The organism is Streptomyces sp. WM4235 (assembly GCF_001279725.1).
GTDB lineage: Bacteria > Actinomycetota > Actinomycetes > Streptomycetales > Streptomycetaceae > Streptomyces.
Genome location: NZ_LGDE01000001.1, coordinates 248158 through 267809, shown reverse-complemented (window position 1 = coordinate 267809; position 19652 = coordinate 248158). Strand labels below are relative to the sequence as shown.

At 72.3% G+C, this 19652-nt stretch carries 16 protein-coding genes, 2 tRNA genes and 1 pseudogene; 3 read left to right on the top strand and 16 right to left on the bottom strand.

Annotation, left to right across the window (positions count from 1 at the left end; translation table 11 throughout):
• Positions 1 to 924 precede the first annotated feature (924 nt).
• Entirely contained in the window at positions 925 to 1398 is a 474-nt protein-coding gene (locus ADK55_RS01115; RefSeq protein ID WP_053674999.1) for a protein-tyrosine phosphatase family protein, read from the top strand.
• Between the two features lie 185 nt (positions 1399 to 1583).
• On the opposite strand, the gene holA is transcribed toward ADK55_RS01115, so the two are convergent.
• The gene (holA, locus tag ADK55_RS01110; RefSeq protein ID WP_159041246.1) at positions 1584 to 2576 is read right to left on the bottom strand and encodes a DNA polymerase III subunit delta; all 993 of its coding nucleotides are present in this window, start codon (positions 2574 to 2576) and stop codon (positions 1584 to 1586) included.
• 76 nt (positions 2577 to 2652) lie between these two features.
• Here holA and ADK55_RS01105 point away from each other — a divergent pair, with 76 nt between their 5' ends.
• Positions 2653 to 2895, top strand: coding sequence for a hypothetical protein (locus tag ADK55_RS01105; protein WP_053674995.1), 243 nt, complete (start codon positions 2653 to 2655; stop codon positions 2893 to 2895).
• A gap of 17 nt (positions 2896 to 2912) precedes the next feature.
• Here ADK55_RS01105 and ADK55_RS01100 read toward each other — a convergent pair whose 3' ends face one another.
• The 14 genes and pseudogenes from ADK55_RS01100 to ADK55_RS38995 form a co-directional block, all read right to left on the bottom strand.
• Positions 2913 to 3794, bottom strand: a complete 882-nt coding sequence (locus tag ADK55_RS01100) for a YceI family protein (protein ID WP_053674993.1) — start codon at positions 3792 to 3794, stop codon at positions 2913 to 2915.
• Between the two features lie 124 nt (positions 3795 to 3918).
• Positions 3919 to 6249: pseudogene (locus tag ADK55_RS35685) on the bottom strand (ComEC/Rec2 family competence protein); the annotation flags it as partial.
• Between the two features lie 50 nt (positions 6250 to 6299).
• A complete protein-coding gene (locus ADK55_RS35680) occupies positions 6300 to 7196 on the bottom strand; it encodes a helix-hairpin-helix domain-containing protein (protein ID WP_234349836.1) in 897 nt (298 codons plus the stop codon).
• A 371-nt stretch (positions 7197 to 7567) separates the two neighbouring features.
• A complete protein-coding gene (locus tag ADK55_RS01090) occupies positions 7568 to 8413 on the bottom strand; it encodes a DegV family protein (RefSeq protein ID WP_053674991.1) in 846 nt (281 codons plus the stop codon).
• 108 nt (positions 8414 to 8521) lie between these two features.
• Positions 8522 to 9250, bottom strand: a complete 729-nt coding sequence (locus tag ADK55_RS01085) for a hypothetical protein (protein WP_053674989.1) — start codon at positions 9248 to 9250, stop codon at positions 8522 to 8524.
• A gap of 175 nt (positions 9251 to 9425) precedes the next feature.
• The gene (gene leuS / locus ADK55_RS01080) at positions 9426 to 12296 is read right to left on the bottom strand and encodes a leucine--tRNA ligase (RefSeq protein ID WP_053674987.1); all 2871 of its coding nucleotides are present in this window, start codon (positions 12294 to 12296) and stop codon (positions 9426 to 9428) included.
• Between the two features lie 291 nt (positions 12297 to 12587).
• Positions 12588 to 12660: transfer RNA gene (locus ADK55_RS01075), tRNA-Ala, on the bottom strand.
• Between the two features lie 224 nt (positions 12661 to 12884).
• Positions 12885 to 13118, bottom strand: a complete 234-nt coding sequence (locus ADK55_RS01070) for a hypothetical protein (protein WP_008738908.1) — start codon at positions 13116 to 13118, stop codon at positions 12885 to 12887.
• Positions 13119 to 13261: 143 nt separating this feature from the next.
• Positions 13262 to 13334: transfer RNA gene (locus ADK55_RS01065), tRNA-Ala, on the bottom strand.
• A gap of 112 nt (positions 13335 to 13446) precedes the next feature.
• Entirely contained in the window at positions 13447 to 14067 is a 621-nt protein-coding gene (locus ADK55_RS01060; RefSeq protein ID WP_053674985.1) for a histidine phosphatase family protein, read from the bottom strand.
• Between the two features lie 80 nt (positions 14068 to 14147).
• The gene (gene rsfS / locus ADK55_RS01055; RefSeq protein ID WP_053674983.1) at positions 14148 to 14594 is read right to left on the bottom strand and encodes a ribosome silencing factor; all 447 of its coding nucleotides are present in this window, start codon (positions 14592 to 14594) and stop codon (positions 14148 to 14150) included.
• Between the two features lie 129 nt (positions 14595 to 14723).
• Positions 14724 to 16373 (bottom strand): LCP family protein, encoded by a 1650-nt coding sequence (locus ADK55_RS01050; protein WP_053674981.1) that lies wholly within the window; start codon positions 16371 to 16373, stop codon positions 14724 to 14726.
• 29 nt (positions 16374 to 16402) lie between these two features.
• Complete coding sequence (gene nadD, locus ADK55_RS01045; RefSeq protein WP_053674979.1) at positions 16403 to 17020, bottom strand: nicotinate-nucleotide adenylyltransferase; 618 nt, start codon at positions 17018 to 17020, stop codon at positions 16403 to 16405.
• 67 nt (positions 17021 to 17087) lie between these two features.
• Positions 17088 to 17255, bottom strand: coding sequence for a hypothetical protein (locus ADK55_RS38995; protein ID WP_199826412.1), 168 nt, complete (start codon positions 17253 to 17255; stop codon positions 17088 to 17090).
• 141 nt (positions 17256 to 17396) lie between these two features.
• On the opposite strand from ADK55_RS38995, the gene ADK55_RS01040 reads away from it, so the two are divergent.
• Positions 17397 to 18497: a M48 family metallopeptidase gene (locus tag ADK55_RS01040; RefSeq protein WP_053675044.1), complete on the top strand. Its 1101-nt coding sequence runs from the start codon at positions 17397 to 17399 to the stop codon at positions 18495 to 18497.
• Here ADK55_RS01040 and ADK55_RS01035 read toward each other — a convergent pair.
• The gene (locus tag ADK55_RS01035) at positions 18478 to 19647 is read right to left on the bottom strand and encodes a hypothetical protein (protein ID WP_053674977.1); all 1170 of its coding nucleotides are present in this window, start codon (positions 19645 to 19647) and stop codon (positions 18478 to 18480) included. The genes ADK55_RS01040 and ADK55_RS01035 overlap by 20 nt on opposite strands.
• Positions 19648 to 19652 lie beyond the last annotated feature (5 nt).

Genomic DNA, 19652 nt, shown 5'->3' with positions numbered 1-19652 from the left:
GCGGGGGCGGCCGGCGGGGGGGGGTGCCGGGGGCGCAGCCGGGCCGTGGCGGGTGCCGCCGGTGCCTGCGCGGGGCCGGGGGCGGGAGCGCCTGGCCGCCGCGAGGAGATGGGGCCGGGCTGGGGTGGGGACGGGGGCGGGCCGCCGGGCCGCGGCGGGTGCGGAGCCTGGCCGTCGCGGGGGACGAGGCCGGACCGCCGGGCCGAGGCGGGTGCCGCAGTGCCTGCCTGCACGGGGCCGTTATACGGGACGGGGCGGGCCCCGGCCGAGGCGGGAACGGGGCCGGGCCGCCGGGCCGTGGCGGGGCGGGTGTGAGCTGGGGCGCTGCCCGTGGCCGGCCGGGGCGTCGGCCCTGACACCGGGAGCGGGCCGGCGGCCCGTGCGAGGGCAAGGCCGGATGCCAACAGCTGCGGGGCCGCCCTGGGGCGGGCGACGCGACGGGGCCCGAACCGGGCGGGATCACCGGCAGGAGACGGACCGCCGCCCGGGGACAGGACCTCAGGCCGCGACCAGGCCCGATACCAGGACAGGACCGCAGAACCAGGGGGGCAAGCCCGCCGACACCGGGAGACGCCATGAGCAGGCCCCAGGCTCGGGCCGGGACGCCGGAGACGGGCCCCCGGTTCGGCGCGGGGCGCCAGAGACGGGCCGCCGGCTCGGGAGTGGACCGCCGGTCTCGGAGCCGGCCGACCGCTGCCGGAGCAGGACTGGCACAACGTGGCTCCGCCGCCGCTGGGGCAGGACCCTTGCCCCGCCGGGCGGCATCCCCTGGGGGTGACCGCACACCGAGACGGTCGCGGTTGCCGGGGCCGGCCCTCGCCGGGGCGGGACCTCGGGTCCGGTATCACCCGGGCCCCGGGGCCCCGGGGCCCCTCGGCCGCGCGCACCGTGGATCGCCGAACAGGCGCCGGCTACCCTGGGCGGATGACCGAGCCCTGGAACTCGACCGACGTGGGGGTCCTGCGCCTCCCCTCGGGGCGGCTCGTCCGGGGGCGTGGACTCAGCCGGCCCCTTCCGCCCGGCCAGGAACCGACGTACGCCGTGTACCTGCTGGGCTCGCCGCCACCCGAGGTCGCCTGGGACGCCGAGTGGCTGCGCTGGCCCGACTTCCGGCTCCCCTCCGACCGATCCCACGCCCGTGAACTCCTCATCCTGGCCTGGGAGCGCGCGGCCACGGAACGCGTCGAACTCGCCTGCGCGGGCGGCCGCGGTCGTACGGGAACGGCCTTGGCCTGCATCGCGGTGTTGGACGGCGTCCCGGCGGAACGAGCGGTGGAGTTCGTCCGTCGCCATCACCACCCCCGGGCCGTCGAAACGCCTTGGCAGAAGCGCTACGTCCGCCGCTTCGCGGGGCCGCCCTCACGACCGACGCGAGCCGCCCCCACCGACCGGATCTGAGCCCCCGGCCGCACTCGCGCCGCCGAGGCGAAGCACCGGATCAGGCACCCCGGGGCGCGGAGCAGCCCACAGCCCGCTGCCCTCACCGCCTCCCCGGCACGCCCCGAAACGGGCGAGAAACGCGGGGAACGAACGGCGTGAGAACGGGACCATCCGCTGCCGCAGGACCTGCAACCCGCCGGAGGCTACCGGCGGTTCGGGCGGGCCGCCCGGGCCACCGCCACGACCGCCTTCTCCAGCGCGTACTCCGGGTCGTCGCCTCCGCCCTTCACGCCCGCGTCGGCCGCGGCCACCGCGCGCAGGGCGTCCGAGACGGCGTCCGCCGACCAGCCGCGCATCTGCTGCCTGACCCGGTCGATCTTCCACGGCGGCATGCCCAGGTCCCGGGCGAGGTCCCCGGGGCGGGCCCCGCGCGGGGCGGAGGCGAGCTTGCCGATGGCTCGGACGGCCTGGGCCAGGGCGCTGGTGATCAGTACCGGCGCCACTCCGGTGGACAGCGACCAGCGCAGGGCTTCGAGGGCCTCGGCCGCACGCCCCTCGACCGCCCGGTCGGCGACCGTGAAGCTGGAGGCCTCGGCGCGACCGGTGTAGTAGCGCCCGACCACGGCCTCGTCGATGGTGCCCTCGACGTCCGCGCAGAGTTGCGCGGCGGCGCTCGCCAGCTCCCGCAGGTCGCTGCCGATGGCGTCGACCAGGTTCTGGCAGGCCTCGGGGGTGGCCGCACGTCCCAGTGTCCGGAACTCCCCCCGCACGAAGGACAGGCGGTCCGCGGCCTTCGTCATCTTCGGGCAGGCGACCTCGCGGGCACCCGCCTTGCGTGCCGCGTCCAGCAGCCCCTTGCCCTTGACGCCGCCGGCGTGGAGGAGGACGAGGACGATCTCCTCGTACGGGGCCGTGAGGTACGCCTTGACCTCCTTCACCGTGTCCGCGGACAGGTCGTGCGCGTTCCGCACGACCAGGACCTTGCGCTCGGAGAACAGCGAGGGGCTGGTCAGCTCGGCCAGCGTGCCGGGCTGGAGCTGCTCGGAGGAGAGGTCCCGCACGTCGGTGTCGGCATCGGCGGCACGAGCCGCCATCACCACTTCCCGGACCGCGCGGTCGAGCAGCAGATCCTCCTGCCCCACCGCGAGGGTGAGCGGGGCGAGCGGATCGTCGGTGGAGTTCTTCCTGGTGGCCATCGCCTCCAGCATCCCACGCCGCACTGACAGTCCCCCTCCCGCCGTACCCCCTCCCGCGGTGCCGGAGAATGGTCGGGTGAACGCGCGACATGTACTCGTCCTGCCCGACCGTGACGCCGCCGAGGAGGTGGCGCGCGAACTCATGGACCGCTTCGGCGTGCCCGAGGAACCCCAGCTGGTCCGCGACGCCCTCGCCGGCGAGGACGACGCGGAGGACGCCCAGTGGCTGGTGGTCGTCGAGGACCCGAGGGAACGCCTCGACGCGTCCGCGCTGGACGAGTTCGCCGGCGAGTACGAAGGGTGGTTGGAGGCTCCCTGAGCCTCGCCGGGCGGGCCCTACGCCTTGTGCACGATCTGGATGTCCAGGTCCACTTCCACGCTCGAACCGATCGCCGCGATCCCGTGAGCCAGCATCGACTGCCAGTTCAGGGTGAAGTCCTCGCGCTGCAGTTCGGCGGTGGCCCGGCACGCGGCGCGCGGCTCGCCCTCCAGGCCCGTGCCGTGTCCCAGGTACTGGGTGTCCAGGGTCACGGAGCGGCTCACCCCGTGCAGGGTCAACGCGCCCGCGACCGCCCAACGGCTGCCGCTGCGGTGGATGAAGCGCTCGCTGTAGAACTCCACCGTGGGGTGGCGTGCCGCGTCCAGGAAGTCCGCGGAGCGCAGGTGGTCGTCGCGCATCCGCAGGCCGGTGTCGATGCTCGCCGCGTCGATGATCACGCGCATGGAGGAGTCCTCCATGCGCTCGGCGATCCGGACGGCCCCGGCGAAGGTGCTGAACCGGCCGTGGATCCGGGCGAAGCCGATGTGCCGGGCCGTGAAGCCGATCGACGAGTGCGTCGGGTCGAGTTCCCAGTGGCCGGGCGCCGGCAGCAGGGGCGGCTCGACGGCGTCCAGGATGATCTCCGCGGTGCCGGGTTGCGCCGGATCCCCCACCAGCGTCGCGCCGTGGAACGGCGCGTAGCCCTCGGCGGTCACCGAGAGCCGGTACTCCCCCTCGGGCATGGCTGCGGTGAACCCGCCGTACGGATCGGTCTCGCCGCTGACGACGCGTCGGCCGATCGGGTCGGTGACCTCGAACTTCGCTTGCCGGATGGGCTGGTGGACCGTATCGAGAACGCGACAGCTCAACAGTCGCGCGGTGTGCGGGAGCGCGAGTGTGGCGGTCGTCTGGGAGCCGGCGCTTCCGGCCGTCTCCATCCCCCGTCGGCGTCCGAACATGGTTGGTGCACCCCCGTGCTGTGTGGACTTGTACCGTTCTGGCGAAGACGCATTCGATCATGCTGCCGGGTTGTGGGCAAACAGAACGGGTGTGCCCGGTATGCCCGCGTCGCCTGCCCCGCCGTCCGGACGGAAAGGCCCGCAACCGCGAGCCGCTTCCGGAGATCGCCACCGAACCATCGGTATCGGTGCGCAACACCGTCGCGCCCATCGCCCGCAGTCGCGCGAGCGTACCTGGCGCGGGGTGCCCGTAGCGGTTTCTTGTACCGACGGGAACAATCGCGATCCTGGGCCTGACCCGATCCTGGAGTCCGGGGTCCTGGTGTGCCGAACCGTGGTGGGCGACCTTCAGGACGTCCACCGGCCCCAGTTCCGGATGACTCCTCAACAGGGCCTGCTGGGCGGGTGGTTCCAGGTCCCCCAGCAGGAGCAGGGTCAGTCCGGAGGTCCGTGCGAGCAGGGCCACGCTCGCGTCGTTCGGCCCCTCCGGCGCCGGGCCGTCGACCGTCGGCCACAACACCTGCCACTCCAGCGTTCCGGCCCGGCGGCGTTCCCCGGAGGCGGCGGTCACGACGGGCACCCGAGCCGCGGCGGCGGTACGGCGCACGGACTCGGCCTGCGCGTACGGCTCCGCCAGGGTGGTGGTCTGGATCACACCGACGGTGCGTCCCCGCAGCACTCCTGAGATTCCGCCCACATGGTCGGCGTGGAAGTGCGTCAACAGCAGCAATGGGATCCTGCTCACACCCAGGTCACGCAGGCAGTCGTCCACGGGGTCGGGATCCGGCCCCGCGTCCACCACGACGGCCGTACCCGGGCTCACCGCGAGGACGGCCGCGTCCCCTTGGCCGACGGCGCACTGTACGTAGGTCCAGTCGGGCGGAGGCCAGCCCTTGAACGGCCGCGTGAGTTGTGGCGGCCGCAGGACGGCCAGGAGCAGCAGCACGGCCAGGGCGAAGCAGAGCCCGCGATGGCGCCCCCACCGGACGCCGAGCAGCAGCACGCCGACCGTGGCGGCGACGAGCAGCAGCCCACCGGACAACCCGCCCGGCCAGGGAAGTTCCGCCCCCGGCAGTCGCGCCCCGGCCCGCGCCACCGCGGCGATCCACCCGGCGGGCACCCCGGCACACCAGGCGAGCCACTCGGCGGCGGGCATCCACAGCGGGGCCACCGCCAGCGTCGCGAAACCGAGCACCGTCGCCGGTCCCGTCGCCAGTTCGGCGAGCAGGTTGCACGGGACCGCCACCAGGCTCACCCGGGCGGTGAGCACGACGACCACCGGCGCGCACACCGCCTGGGCGGCCGCGGCGGCCCCCACCGCGTCGGCGAACCTGGGCCGCAGCCCCCGCCGTTGCAGGGCTTCGCTCCACCGGGGGCCGAGGATGAGCAGTGCCCCCGTGGCCAGTACGGACAGCAGGAAGCCGATGCTGCGGGCCAGCCAGGGGTCGTACAGCAACAGCAGCAGGACGGCGGCGGCGAGGGCGGGGACCAGCGACCTGCGCCGCCCGGTGGCGAGGGCCAGCAGGGTGACGGCCCCGCAGGCAGCGGCCCGCAGCACGCTCGGCTCCGGCCGGCACACCACCACGAAAGCCGACGTGAGCGCCGCTCCGCACAGGGCGGTGGCTCGCAGCGACAGCCCGAACCGGGGCGCCAGTCCGCCGCGTTCCGCGCGCTGCGCACCGGCCGGGGGGCCGATGAGCAGGAACAGCACCACGGTCAGGTTCGATCCGGACACGGCGAGCAGGTGCAGCAGATCGGTGGCCCGGAAGGCGTCGTGCAGATCGGTCGGCACCCGGGAGGTGTCCCCGACCACCAGCCCGGGCAGCAGCGCCCTGGGGTCGGGCGCCAGTCCTTCGGTGGCCTCCCGCAGGCCGGCCCGCAGCGCCCCCGCGACGCGCTGCGAGGCGTCCGGCCCTCCACTGACCCGCGGCGGGGCGTCGCCGGCGAGACGGAGCAGTGCCACGGCCCGTTCCCCGTCGCGGCCCGGCGCCAACCGGCCCACCGCCTCGACCCGTGTGGAGGGCAGCAGTCGGGCCCAGCCCGGGTGCCCGGCCAGGACCCGTACCGGGGTCTCGACCCTGGTGCGTGTCCCGTCGGGGCCGGTCATCCGGGTCACCACCGCGTCCAATGCCACGGCGGGCGGCCCGCCTCCGCCGCGGACGGTACGGGGGTCCGACTCGACGGTGAGTTCCACCGCGACCCGGGCGTGCCCCCGGGCGGCGCCCTCGACGGGTCCGGCGCGCGCCTCGGCCCGCTGGAGCCCCGCCACCCCGGCTCCGGCCGCCGCGCACAGCAGGGCGGCGGCAAGGGCGGTGCCGATCCCCCACGACGGCCCGGGTCGCCGGTACCCGGCGAGGAACAGCCCGCCCGCGGCGGCCACCGCGAGGCCCACCCCGACGGCGGTCCACCCGGCCGGTGTCCCCAGCGCGACGGCCGAGGCCACCCACGTGGCCATCGCCGGCGCGAGGAGGCGCAGGTCCGTCGGACCGGACCGCTCGACCCCGTTCACGGCCGCACCAGCGCACGCAGCTCGGAGAACCGTCGTTCGCCGATGCCGTCGACCTGTCGCAGTTCCTCCACGGACCGGAAGCCGCCGCGGGCCGTCCGGAAGTCGATGATGTGCTGCGCGAGCACCGGCCCCACCCCGGGCAGCCCGTCCAGTTGCTCGACGGTGGCGCCGGCGAGACTCAGCGGTCCCGAGCCGGAACCGGGCCCTGAACCCGACGGCCCCCGCCCGGAACCCGAGCCCGGACCGGGAGCGGCGCCGCCTGCCGCCATCGGCTGTGCCGGGACGCCCACCACGACCTGCTCGCCGTCCACCAGCACCCGGGCCCGGTTGAGCCCGGTGGTGTCCGTGCCCGGCCGCACTCCCCCGGCGGCGGCCAGCGCGTCCTCCACCCGCGAGCCCGTGGGCAGCCGCCGCACCCCCGGGTCCCGGACCTTGCCGCTGACGTCCACCACGACCCGGGCCGGGGTCGCCGCCGGGGAGGAGCTGACGACCGGAGCCACCACGGCGGGCGCCGTCACCGGCTCCGGCCCCGCCGTCCAGTACCGCTGCGCGGCGAACCCGAGGGCCCCGACCAGGACCACCGCCACGGCGGCCACCGTCCTCGGCTGCATCCCGCAGCGCGCCTGGAGCCACACGGGCATCCGCTCCCGCACCGCGAGCGACCACGCGCCCCGGCCCCCGCCCGCGGGCCCCACCGCCGGGTCACCCGTCGCCACTTCCCCGACGCGCGCCACCGGATCCGCCACCGGGTGGGTCACCGGATCCGCCACCGAGTGCGCCACCTGATCCGTCGCCGGATGCGTCACCGGTTCGGCCACCGGATCCGACCTCACCTCCACGGCCGCCCCGTCAGGTGGCGGAGCCGTCAGCATGGCCTCCGCCCTGCGTCGCACCGCCGACGGATCCGGTCGCGGCCGCCGCCCGACGATCCGAGCCGCCCGACCACGAGAACCAGAAGCAGAACCAGAACGTAAACGCGAACGACCATCGCCCCGACCACGTAACCCACCACCGGGACGGCGGCCCGATCGGTCACTGGAACGGTCGTCGGGACCTTCGCCGAACCGACCGCCGAAACGGTGCGTTCGACCGGGCCCACGGGTGGCCGCGGCAGCGGCCCCCAAGGGCCGCGAAGTACGGGTGCGCGTACGCGTTCGAGTCGTCATGGCACGACGGTAGGCGCCTGCCCCGATCCCCGTTCGGAGCCATCAATTCCGGTGGATGAACGACCCGTTGTGGATAATCCGGCCACCCGTTCCGGTGATCAGCGGGGCGAGACGACCGCCGCCAACAGCCCCGGCCCGGTGTGTGCCCCGATCACCGCTCCGACCTCGCTGACGTGCAGCTCGACCAGCCCGGGGATGCGTTCCCGCAGCCGCTCCGCGAGCTTCTCGGCCCGCTCCGGCGCGGCCAGGTGGTGCACCGCCACGTCCACCCGGGCCGTACCGGCCCGCTCGACGGCGAGCTCCTCCAGCCGAGCGATGGCCTTGGAGGCGGTCCGTACCTTCTCCAGCATCTCGATCCGCCCCCCGTCCAGCGTGAGCAGCGGTTTGACCGCGAGGGCCGAGCCAAGGAGCGCCTGCGCCGCCCCGATGCGTCCGCCGCGACGGAGGTAGTCGAGGGTGTCGACGTAGAAGTACGCCGACATGTCCGCGGCCCGCTTCTCGGCGGCTGCCACCGCCTCGTCCGCGGATCCCCCGGCCTCGGAGACCTCCGCCGCCGCGAGTGCGCAGAAACCGAGGGCCATCGCGACCATGCCGGTGTCGACGACGTGGACGGGCACCGGCGCGCTCTTCGCGGCGACCACGGCGGCGTCGTAGGTGCCGGAGAACTCGGCGGAGAGGTGCAGGCTGACGATGCCGGCCGCGCCGGCGTCCGCCGCCGCCCGGTAGGCCCGGGAGAACTCCTCCGGGCTGGGTCGGGACGTGGTGACCGAGCGACGCTTCTGCAGGGCCAGGGCGAGGCTGCGTGCCGAGATCTCGGTGCCCTCTTCGAGGGCCTCGTCGCCGAGCACCACGGTCAGGGGCACGGCGGTGATCCCGTGCCGCGCCATTGCCGGGTGAGGCAGGTAGGCCGTGGAATCGGTGACGATCGCGACATGGCGGGACATGAGCCGGAGGTTACCGCCACAGGGGCCCGTCCGGCAGCCTGGGGCCCATGTCAGGACCCTGTGGGGGGATCCTCGGTCCGCGATCGTGACCTCCCCCCGCGGCGGGTGTCAGGTGGTGGGCTCCGGGCGGGCCGTCTTCTGCCACGGGTGGCGCTGCGCCGGCTTGGAGGGGTCCAACGCCGCCGGCCGCGCCGGGCCGGCGCCCGGGGCCGCCGTGGCTCCCGAGGACCGCTCCTGCGCCGCGTCCCAGGCCGCGGCGGCCTCCGCGAGCTCGTCCACCGACTCACGGGACCAGTCCCGCAGCGCGCCCGACTCGACCTCGATCTGCGCGGACAGCGAGGACAGGTCGTCCTGCGCGAAACGTCGCGCCCGGTCGCGGGCGGCCCATCGCAGCGAGTCGGCGGACTCGATGATCTTCGCGGTGCGTTCCCGCAGGTCGGGCAGGAGTTCCGCGGTCCGCTTGCGGTCCGGTTCCTGCTCCAGCCGCTTCAGCTCGTCGTCCAGCTCGTACCCGTGCGTGCTCAATCGCTCGAACAGGCCGATGGACTCCTTCAGCGAGGGGTCCTGCTGCACTCCCCGGTACAGAGCCTGCTGGGTGGCCCGCATCGACGTCCGCAGGTCCAACCGCAGCTGCGCCAGCGCACCCGAGACCCCCACCTGACCGAGGCTCTTCGCCTTCAGGGTGGTGTCCTCGACGGTCCGGCGAGCCTGTGTGATCGTCCGGTCCACGCCGCGCTTCGCCGCCCCGATCACCTTCACGGTGGCCCACGCCCCCAGCCCCAGGAAGGTGAACAGCATCAACAGGGCCACGATGATGAGCACTGAGCCCGGCTCCATGAGGTTCCCTTTCCCCTGCTTTTTCCGTCCCCTCCACCGTAAACGCAACGGGCAGGCCAGGGGTTCCAATCGAACCCCCAACCTGCCCGTAAGGGAGAACCCCCAGCCGCGCCGGATGACCGCTGAACGCCGCCGGACGCCCCCCCCTGACCCCGTCGGATCAGGGCGAACCCCGTCAGATGACGATGTTCACCAGCTTCGGCGCCCGCACGATGACCTTGCGGATCTCCGCGCCGCCGAGCGCCGCGACGACGCCCTCGTCGGTCAGGGCCAGCTGCTCCAGGTCCGCCTCGGAGATCGCCGGCGGCACCTCCAGCCGTGCCTTGACCTTGCCCTTGACCTGCACGACGCACGTCACGCTCTCGTCCACGACGTACGCCGGGTCCGCCACCGGGAAGTCCTGGTGGACGACCGACTCGCCGTGGCCCAGCCGGTGCCACAGCTCCTCGGCGATGTGCGGCGCCAGCGGGGCGACCAGGAGCACCAGCCGCTCGGCGACCGAGCGCTCCAGCGGCCGACCGGCCTTCGTCAGGGCGTTGTTCAGCTCGGTGATCTTCGCGATGGCCGTGTTGAAGCGCAGTGCGGCCATGTCGGCGCCGGCCCCGTCGATCGCCTTGTGCAGGGCCCGCAGGGTGTCCTCGCCGGGCTCGCCGTCCACGACGGTGACCTCGCCGGTCTCCTCGTCGATCACGTTGCGCCACAGGCGCTGCAGCAGACGGTACTGGCCGACGACGGCGCGGGTGTCCCACGGACGGGAGACGTCCAGGGGGCCCATGGCCATCTCGTACAGGCGCAGTGTGTCCGCGCCGTACTCCTCACAGATCTCGTCGGGCGTGACGGCGTTCTTCAGGGATTTGCCCATCTTGCCGTGCTCACGCTTGACGGGCTGTCCCTGGTGGAAGTAGCCGCCGTCGCGCTCCTCGACCTCGGCCGCCGGGACGTACACCCCGCGCGCGTCGGTGTAGGCGTAGGCCTGGATCATGCCCTGGTTGAAGAGCTTGTGGAACGGCTCCACCGAGGAGACGTGGCCCAGGTCGAACAGCACCTTCGACCAGAAGCGCGCGTACAGCAGGTGCAGCACCGCGTGCTCGGCGCCGCCCACGTACAGGTCGACACCACCGTGCGGGGCGTTCTCGCTCGGACCCATCCAGTACTGCTCGATCGCCGGGTCGACCAGCGCCTCGGAGTTGTTCGGGTCCAGGTAGCGCAGCTCGTACCAGCAGGAGCCGGCCCAGTTCGGCATGGTGTTGGTCTCGCGGCGGTAGCGCTTGACGCCCTCGCCGCGGCCCAGGTCCAGTTCCACGTCGACCCACGCCTCGTTGCGAGACAGCGGGGTCTCCGGCTTCGACGCGGCGTCGTCCGGCTCGAAGGTGCGCGGCGAGTAGTCCTCGACCTCCGGCAGTTCCAAGGGCAGCATCGAGTCGGGCAGCGGGTGCGCGACGCCGTCCTCGTCGTAGACGATCGGGAAGGGCTCGCCCCAGTAGCGCTGGCGGCTGAACAGCCAGTCGCGCAGGCGGAAGTTGACGGTGCCCTCGCCGACGCCGCGCCCGGTCAGCCACTCGGTGATCGCGGCCTTGGCCTCGACGACGCCCAGGCCGTCCAGCGTGATGCCCTCGCCGGTCGAGTTGACGATCGTGCCGTCGTAGGAGGCGAACGCGTCGTCCCACTCCGTCGGGTCGGCGTCGCGGTCGTCGGAGGGCTCCACGACGCAGCGCATCGGCAGCTCGAAGGCCTGCGCGAACGCGAAGTCGCGGGTGTCGTGCGCCGGGACGGCCATGATCGCGCCGGTGCCGTAGCCCATCAGCACGTAGTCCGCGATGAAGACCGGCACCTTCTCGCCGCTGACCGGGTTGATCGCGAACGCGCCGGTGAAGACACCGGTCTTGTCCTTGGCCTCGGCCTGTCGCTCGACGTCCGACTTGGACGCGGCCTGCTTGCGGTACGCGTCGACGGCCTCGCGGGGGTTCGTCGCACCGCCGGTCCACACCTGGCGGGTGCCCTCGGGCCACTCCGCCGGGACGATCTTCTCGATCAGCTCGTGCTCGGGCGCCAGCACCATGTAGGTGGCGCCGAACAGCGTGTCGGGACGCGTGGTGAACACCGTGACGGCGTCCTCGCCGACGGCGAAGTCGACGCGCGCGCCCTCGCTGCGGCCGATCCAGTTCCGCTGCTGCAACTTGATGGCCTCGGGCCAGTCCAGCGCGTCCAGGTCGTCCAGCAGACGGTCGGCGTACGCCGTGATCCGCATGTTCCACTGGCTCAGCTTGGCCTTGAAGACGGGGAAGTTGCCGCGCTCGGAGCGGCCGTCGGCCGTGACCTCCTCGTTGGCCAGGACGGTGCCCAGCCCGGGGCACCAGTTCACGGGCGCGTCGGAGGCGTACGCCAGCCGGAAGCCGTTCAGCACGTCGGCCCGCTCGCCCGCGGTCAGCCCGGCCCACGCGCGGCCACCCGGAACCTCACGGGAGCCGTCCTCGAAGGCGGCGACCAGCTCGGCGATCGGCCGGGCCTTGGCGGCGTCCGTGTCGTACCAGGAGTTGTAGATCTGCAGGAAGATCCACTGGGTCCACTTGTAGTAGTCCGGGTCGATCGTGGCGAACGAGCGCCGCCGGTCGTGTCCCAGACCCAGCCGGCGCAGCTGGACCTTCATGTTCTCGATGTTCGCCTCGGTCGACACCCGCGGGTGCGTGCCGGTCTGCACGGCGTACTGCTCGGCCGGCAGGCCGAAGGCGTCGAAGCCCAGGGTGTGCAGGACGTTGTGGCCGGTCATCCGCTGGTGACGGGCGAAGACATCGGTGGCGATGTACCCCAGCGGGTGGCCGACGTGCAGCCCCGCGCCGGACGGGTACGGGAACATGTCCATGATGAACTTCTTGGGGCGCGCGACGACCGCGGGGTCCCCGGCCAGGTCACCCGTCGGATTGGGGGCCTCGTAGGTCCCCTCCGCGTCCCATACGTCCTGCCAGCGTGCCTCGATGTCGGCGGCCATGGCAGCCGTGTAACGGTGCCCCTCGGCCGCCTCGGGGGCCGGGGTGTTCGTCTCGCTCATGATTTCTGAAGCTCCATCGATCGTCTCTGCCGTCTCTGCCTGCCCAAACGAAAAAACCCCTCGCACAGGAGGGGACGCCGCGCCGATGCCGACCGCATCCTTGGGGCTCGATGGGGTCGGGACTGATCAGCGCGGCTCGGTAAGCAGAAGGCGTACGGCACGCATGGCGTCAGGGTACCGCAGCGGCCCCCAGGGCCGCTCGGCCCTTCCGACGTGCGGACACGCCCTTCCCGCGTGCGGACACGACGAGAAGCGGGCCACCCGATCCGGGTGGCCCGCTTCTCTTCACTGTGGAGCTAAGGAGAATTGAACTCCTGACCTCCTGCATGCCATGCAGGCGCTCTACCAACTGAGCTATAGCCCCTTGTTGTGCTTGTCGTTCTGGTTTCCCTTGCCGGTTTTCCTTGGCGACGTCCCAAACATTACACGGTCATGGCCCTGGTCCAAAAATCGGTTTCGGCGACCTCGGGCCATGTCCGAAATACTCCACTCCGTCACACGTTCAGGCCGTACCGGCCCAGCAGGCCGCAGGGGCCACGCGTGCCTCGCCGGTCACTCGCGCCGTACCGCTCGCGTCTGCCGCGCGGGTCACGCTCTCGCGAATTGATAGAACCGTTTGAGCGTGCAGTGTTCGTCGAGCAGGCGGCCATAGATCGGTTCCCCTTCCAGCTCGCGGTAGGTCTCGATCGGGTCGCCTTTTATGATCAGCGCCCGCGCGCATTCCTCGCACCAGTACTGGTAGTCGGGATTGACCGGGTCCATGTCCCGCACGATCGGCGTGCCGTTGTTGCACCAGTCGCACCGCCGCCGGTGTGCACCCATCCGTCAGCGACTCCCTCCCGCGTCGGGCCGTCGTGTCCCCCTCCGGCCGTCCGATTCTGCCATGCCGGTACGGGCCAGGTCAGCCGACGCCAAAGGAACAAACGCAAGGATCCCGCCCCCTGTTGGGGACGGGATCCTGATTGTGGAGCTAAGGAGAATTGAACTCCTGACCTCCTGCATGCCATGCAGGCGCTCTACCAACTGAGCTATAGCCCCGCTCTCCGCCACGCTTCCCCCGTTTCCGGTGTTCCGCGCTGCGAACAAGAAGAACTCTAGCCTGTGACCAGCCGGAAAGTGAAATCCGGGTGGAAGCCTCCGAGAGCAGCGCTCAGTCGTCGTCGCCGAGCACCGGTTCCGGCAGCGTGCCGGCGTTGTGCTCCATCAGACGCCAGCCGCGCGCGCCCTCGCCGAGGACGGACCAGCAGCAGTTGGAGAGCCCGCCGAGACCCTCCCAGTGGTACGAGTCCAGGCCCAACAGGCGGCCGATGGTCGTGCGGATGGTGCCGCCGTGGCTGACCACGACCAGCGTGCCGCCCTGCGGCAGCCGGTCGGCGTGGCCCAGCACGACCGGGGCGGCCCGGTCGGCGACCTCGGTCTCCAGCTCCCCGCCGCCGCGGCGGACGGGTTCGCCGCGCTTCCACGCCGCGTACTGCTCGCCGTACTTCGCGAGGATCTCGTCGTGCGTGAGGCCCTGCCACTCGCCGGCGAACGTCTCGCGCAGCGCCTCGTCGTGCTCCACCGCGATCCCCGTGACGGCGGACAGTTCGGCGGCCGTGTCGGCGGCCCGCCGAAGGTCGGAGGCCACGATGGCGTCCGGCCTCAGCGAGGCGAGCAGCCGGGCGGAGCGGCGCGCCTGCGCCACACCGGTCTCGGTCAGCTCGATGTCCGTGGAGCCCTGGAAGCGGCGCTCCAGGTTCCAGGCGGTCTGACCGTGTCGCCAGAGGACGATCTTCCTGCCGGTCCTGCCCGAACCGGAGCCGGACGAGGTGTCCGTCCCGGTCGATGCGGTCGTGCCCGTGTCGGTCCCGCTCAGAACAGATCACCGTCCAGTTCGTCGTCGCCCTGCGCCTCGCGCAGCTTGGCGTGCTCCTCGGCCTTGCCGATGGTGAGCTTGGCGTCCTCGGGGAGCTCGATCTCGGGGCAGTCCTTCCACAGGCGCTCCAGCGCGTAGAAGACGCGCTCCTCGCTGTGCTGGACGTGGACGACGATGTCGACGTAGTCCAGCAGGATCCAGCGGGCGTCGCGGTCGCCCTCACGGCGCACCGGCTTGGCGCCGAGCTTCTTGAGCAGCTGCTCCTCGATCTCGTCCACGATCGACTTGACCTGGCGGTCGTTGGGCGCGGAGGCGAGCAGGAAGGCGTCGGTGATCGACAGCACGTCGCTGACGTCGTACGCGATGATGTCGTGCGCGAGCCGGTCGGCCGCGGCCTGGGCGGCGGCGGTGATGAGCTCGATGGAGCGGTCCGTGGCGGTCACTGGCCATGCTTTCGGGTTGGCGGGCAGATCCTTACAAGGGTCTCATGTACCGCCGACCCCGCCCGCGCGGAACGTTCCGCGCGGGCGAAATCACAGTTCAGGGCCGTGTACGGGCCGGATCCGGGAGCGTCAGGACGTCTTGTAGTCCCGACCCAGGACCACCACGACGTCCGCGTTGACGACGTTCTCGGCCTTCTTCACGGCCGTCTCCGGCAGCCCCAGTGTCTTGGCCACCTCGACGGCCCGCTCCCGCTGGGCGTCGTCCTGGTAGGTGATCTGCGAGGTCGCGGCTGTGTCGTCGGCCTTGCCGCCGTCGACGAAGGTGTAGCCGCCGTTGAGCAGGGCCGCCTTCGCCGCGGTCTGCGTCTTCTCGTTCCCGGTGGCGTCCCTGAGCCCCACCCGGGGGGTGGCGCCGGGCTGCGCGGCCGTGGCGGAGCCGCCGAGGACCTCCTTGACGATCTTCTTGTTGGCCTCGTCGGTGAGGCCGCCGTCCGGCTTCACCCCGAGGAGGTCGGTGCGGTAGTCGCCCACCTTGGCGTGCTCACCGATCCGCGACAGCAGGCCGCCGAGGTTCTGCGCGTCGAGGGCCGGGTCCAGGATCTGGCCCATGCTCTCGACCGTGGTGGCCGCCGCCTTCGGGTCGGCGGGGATCTTCCGCAGGACCGCGTAGAGCACCTTGCCCAGCCGGTCCAACTGCCTGGCCTCCGGCTCGCCCTGGCCGCGGTGGGTGGCGTACGCCACGGCCATCGCGCCGTTGAGGCTCTGCTTGGGGCCCTTGCCCACCGCCGGGGTCTTGGCCTTGTCGTCGGCCGGGACCGCGGTGTCGGTGTCCACCTCGATGCCCCCGATCAGCTCGACCAGGCTCTCCAGGAAGGGGGTGTCCAGGCGCCAGGTGCCGCCGATGCGGGTGCCGAGGACCGAGTCGAGCGCGTCCTTGGTGCCGAGGCCGCCGCCCTCGACGGACTTGCCGAGTGGGATGCCCGTGCCGTCGTTCTGGGGGACGTCGAGGGTGTTGGGCACCAGCACGGTGGCGCCCTGCCCGGTGGTGACGTTGTCGACGAGCAGCGCCGTGGAGGTGCCGCCCTTCTTGGTGTTGAGCACGTGGACGACGATCATGTCGCGCTTCTGGGCGCCGGGGGCGGCCGCGGCGCCCTTCTTGTCACCGGGGCCGTCGAGGAAGGGGATCTTGCCCGCGTACCAGAGGTAGCCGAGGCCGCCGACGACGAACAGGGCGAGCACGACGATCAGCGCGACCACCCGGTTGCGGCCCCGGCGGCGGATCTCCTCGCGGCGCTCGGTGCGGCTCTCGGTGAACGCGAGCCAGTCGATGACGTCGTCGGACTCCTCGTCCGGCTGGTCGATGAAGGCGAACATCCCGGTGTCGTAGTCCCGGTCCGCCTCTGCCCCGGCGTCGGGCCGGCGCGGCTCGGGGATCCGGGACGCGGCGGGCTCCGGGGCCGGTTCGGGCTCCGCGGGCGCCTGTGGGGCGCCCTGCTGCGGGATCCACTGCCGGGTCTGCTGCGGCTGCTGGTACTGCTGCTGGTCGTAGGTCGGCTGCCCGTACGTCTGCTGGTCGTAGCCGTACTGCTGCGGCTGCTCGTACCCCTGGTAGTGCTGCTGCTCGTACGACGGGCCCGGCTGCTGCTGCTCGTACCGGGGTGCCTGGTCGGCGGGCTGCGCGGGCACCGGGCCGTACACCGGCCGACCGTACGCGTCGTAGCCGACGAGCTGTTGCTCCTGGGCGGCGTACGGGTCGTACGGATCCTGTCGGTCGTTCACCGCGGGCCCCTCTCTCCGAAACCGGAAGCTCAGGCTCCCCGATACAGCTCACGCTTGTCGATGTAGCGAACGACACCGTCCGGCACCAGATACCAGACGGGATCGCCCTTGGCGACCCGCGCGCGACAGTCGGTGGACGAAATCGCCAGCGCGGGGACCTCCACGAGGGAGACGCCGCCCTCGGGCAGCCCGTCGTCGGTGAGCACATGACCCGGACGAGTGACGCCGATGAAGTGCGACAGCGAGAACAACTCGTCGGCGTTGCGCCAGGTGAGGATCTGCGCGAGGGCGTCGGCGCCGGTGATGAAGAACAGGTCCGCGTCGTCGTTGATCGCCCTGAGGTCCCGCAGGGTGTCGATCGTGTAGGTGGGGCCGCCGCGGTCGATGTCGATGCGGCTCACCGAGAACTGCGGGTTGGAGGCCGTCGCGATGACCGTCATCAGATAGCGGTCCTCGGCGGGCGACACGGCCCGCTGCGACTTCTGCCACGGCTCACCGGTCGGTACGAACACCACCTCGTCGAGGTGGAAGAGGGCGGCCACCTCGCTGGCGGCGACCAAGTGTCCGTGGTGGATCGGGTCGAATGTCCCGCCCATCACGCCGAGCCGGCGCTTGACCGGGCCGGTAGGCATTTCCTGCTCTCCCATGAGCGCAGAGCCTACTGGCCCGGTGAGCCGGCGAGGACCCTCGTTCGAGCGCGTGCGCGAGGCCGGTCTAGCGGTCGCGGTTCAGGCGGGTGGTCACCCAGAGCATCAGCAGCAGGATCACGAACGCGCCGCCACCGGTCAGGTACGGGCTCAGGCTGTCGTGGTTGCCGCCGTGCTCGGCGCCACCCTCCGAGGCGAGAACGACCAGGTTGTGGGCGGTGGTGGAGAGGCTCATCAGGCAGATACCTATCGAGTCGGGGACCGGGCGGAGACTTCGCTCACATCGTATGCGGGGCCCTTGGGCACGCTCACGCCGACTCGGACGTTGGAGAGGATGGACGCAGAAGCGGACAGGTCGATCAAGGGGGAGGGCAAGATGACGGACACCGGTTTCGAGAAGGTGCCGGCGCGGAACCGCAGGAGGTTCCCCGGCATTTCCTCGCGGGCGTACGAACATCCGGCGGACCGCTCGGCGCTGGTCGCGCTGCGCAAGCTGAGTGGCTTCGACACGGTGTTCAAGGCCCTGAGCGGGCTGCTGCCGGAGCGCAGCCTGCGGCTGCTGTTCCTGTCGGAGTCGGTGCGGGTGGGCGAGACCCAGTTCCCGCACCTGCACGGGATGCTGCGGGACGCCTGTTACATCCTGGACCTGGAGAAGGTCCCGCAGATGTACGTGCAGCAGGACCCGAAGCCCAACGCCATGTGCATCGGGCTGGACGAGCCGATCATCGTCGTCACGACGGGGCTCGTCGAACTCCTCGACGAGGAGGAGATGCGGGCGGTCGTGGGCCACGAGGTGGGCCACGCGCTGTCCGGGCACGCCGTCTACCGCACGGTCCTGCTGTTCCTGACGGGTCTGGCGATGAAGGTCGCGTGGATCCCGCTGGGCAATGTGGCGATCATGGCGCTCGTCACCGCGCTGCGGGAGTGGTTCCGCAAGTCCGAGCTGTCGGCGGACCGGGCCGGACTGCTGGTGGGTCAGGACGTGAACGCCTCGATGCGCGGCCTCATGAAGATCGCGGGCGGCAACCACCTGCACGAGATGAACGTGGACGCCTTCCTGGCCCAGGCCGAGGAGTACGAGTCGAGCGGGGACCTGCGCGACTCCGTGCTGAAGATCCTCAACGTGTTGCCGCGTTCGCACCCCTTCACCACGGTCCGCGCGGCCGAGTTGAAGAAGTGGTCGCAGAACCGCGACTACCAGCGGATCATGGACGGCCACTACCCGAGGCGGGACGAGGACAAGGACGCCTCGGTGAGCGACTCCTTCCGGCAGTCCGCCTCGCACTACGCCGACTCGGTGCGCACGAGCAAGGACCCGCTGATGAAGCTCGTCGGCGACCTCGCCGGCGGTGCGGGTGACCTGGGCGGCAAGCTCCGGGACAAGTTCACCGGCGCCGGGGCCGGCGCGGCGAACGGTTCCGCGGGCGCCGGCGAGGGCAAGGGCTCCCCCGGCGGCGCTACGGAACAGCCGGGCTGACGGGGCCGACGGCTGCCGGCGGAGGGTCCTGGGGGTTCGTGGGCTGCGCCAGGATCCCGCAGAGCCCGGCGGTGCGCCGCGGGTGACCGGTGGCGTACGGGTCGCTCGCGGCCGGGCCGACGGTGGTGGGTGCGGCCCCGGCGAGCATCGGCCGGAAGGCCGCCGCGGGCTCGGAGGCGCAGTCCTGGGGGCCTGCCATCACGTAGGCGGAGGCCAGCTCCGCCCGGCGTGCGACGAGGTCCTCGCGGTCGAGCCGCAGCCGCAGTTCCCGCCGGACGGTGAAGAGCGAGGCACCCTCGGCGGCCGACGGCTGCCGGCCGGCGGAGCGTACGGCGTAGACGAAGGTGTGGTCGGTGGTGACCTCCAGCACCTGGGCGGAAATCTCCTGGTAGGCGAGGATGCCGCTCACCCGGACCCTGGGGTCGGCCACGGCGGCGACGGCGGGATCGAAGCGCACCAGCCATCCGGTGGCGGCGTGCCGCCCGTCGCCGACGGGCGCGGTCATGCTCCGGTCGAACTGCGCGAGCTGGTCGGGGTCGAGCAGCACCCGTACGGGCCGTGAGGCGGTCCCGGCGAGCACGTCCGGGTCCAGCGCCGACTGCACCAGGTAGTCCTTGGCGATGGACAGCGCGGAGACGATCTGGCTCTCGCTGAAATGGTGGGTGCGGCGTACGGCCGGCAGGGTGATCCCGGCCGCTCCGATGCGGTACTCGGCCGCCGGGCTCTTCGCGAACAGGTCGGCCGGGTTCCCGCCGGGCACGACGGTGGTCGGCGCGAGCGGGACGACGGTGGCCGCGAGCGGTTCCGCGGTGGTGCCGGGCGCGGGCACGTACGGGTTGCGCAGGCCCATGTAGACGGCGGCGGCGAAGGCCGTGGCGATGAGGAGCACGAGCAGCAGGCCCTGCCGGGCACCGCGGCTCGGTGCGCCGTCGCGGTGGCCCGAGGAGCCGCCTCCCGACCAGAGGGACCGGCTGCGGACCGCCCGGGCGTGCTCGCCCATGCGTTCCTCGGCGGAGTACTCCTGGAGGCGGGCAGCCCGCACGAAGTCCTCGTCGAACACGACCGACCGGTACTCGTCCGACCGGAACTCGTCATCGCCCTCGCCGATGCCGTCGGGGGCGCCGTTGGGTGGGTCTCCTGGAACGGCCATCGCTT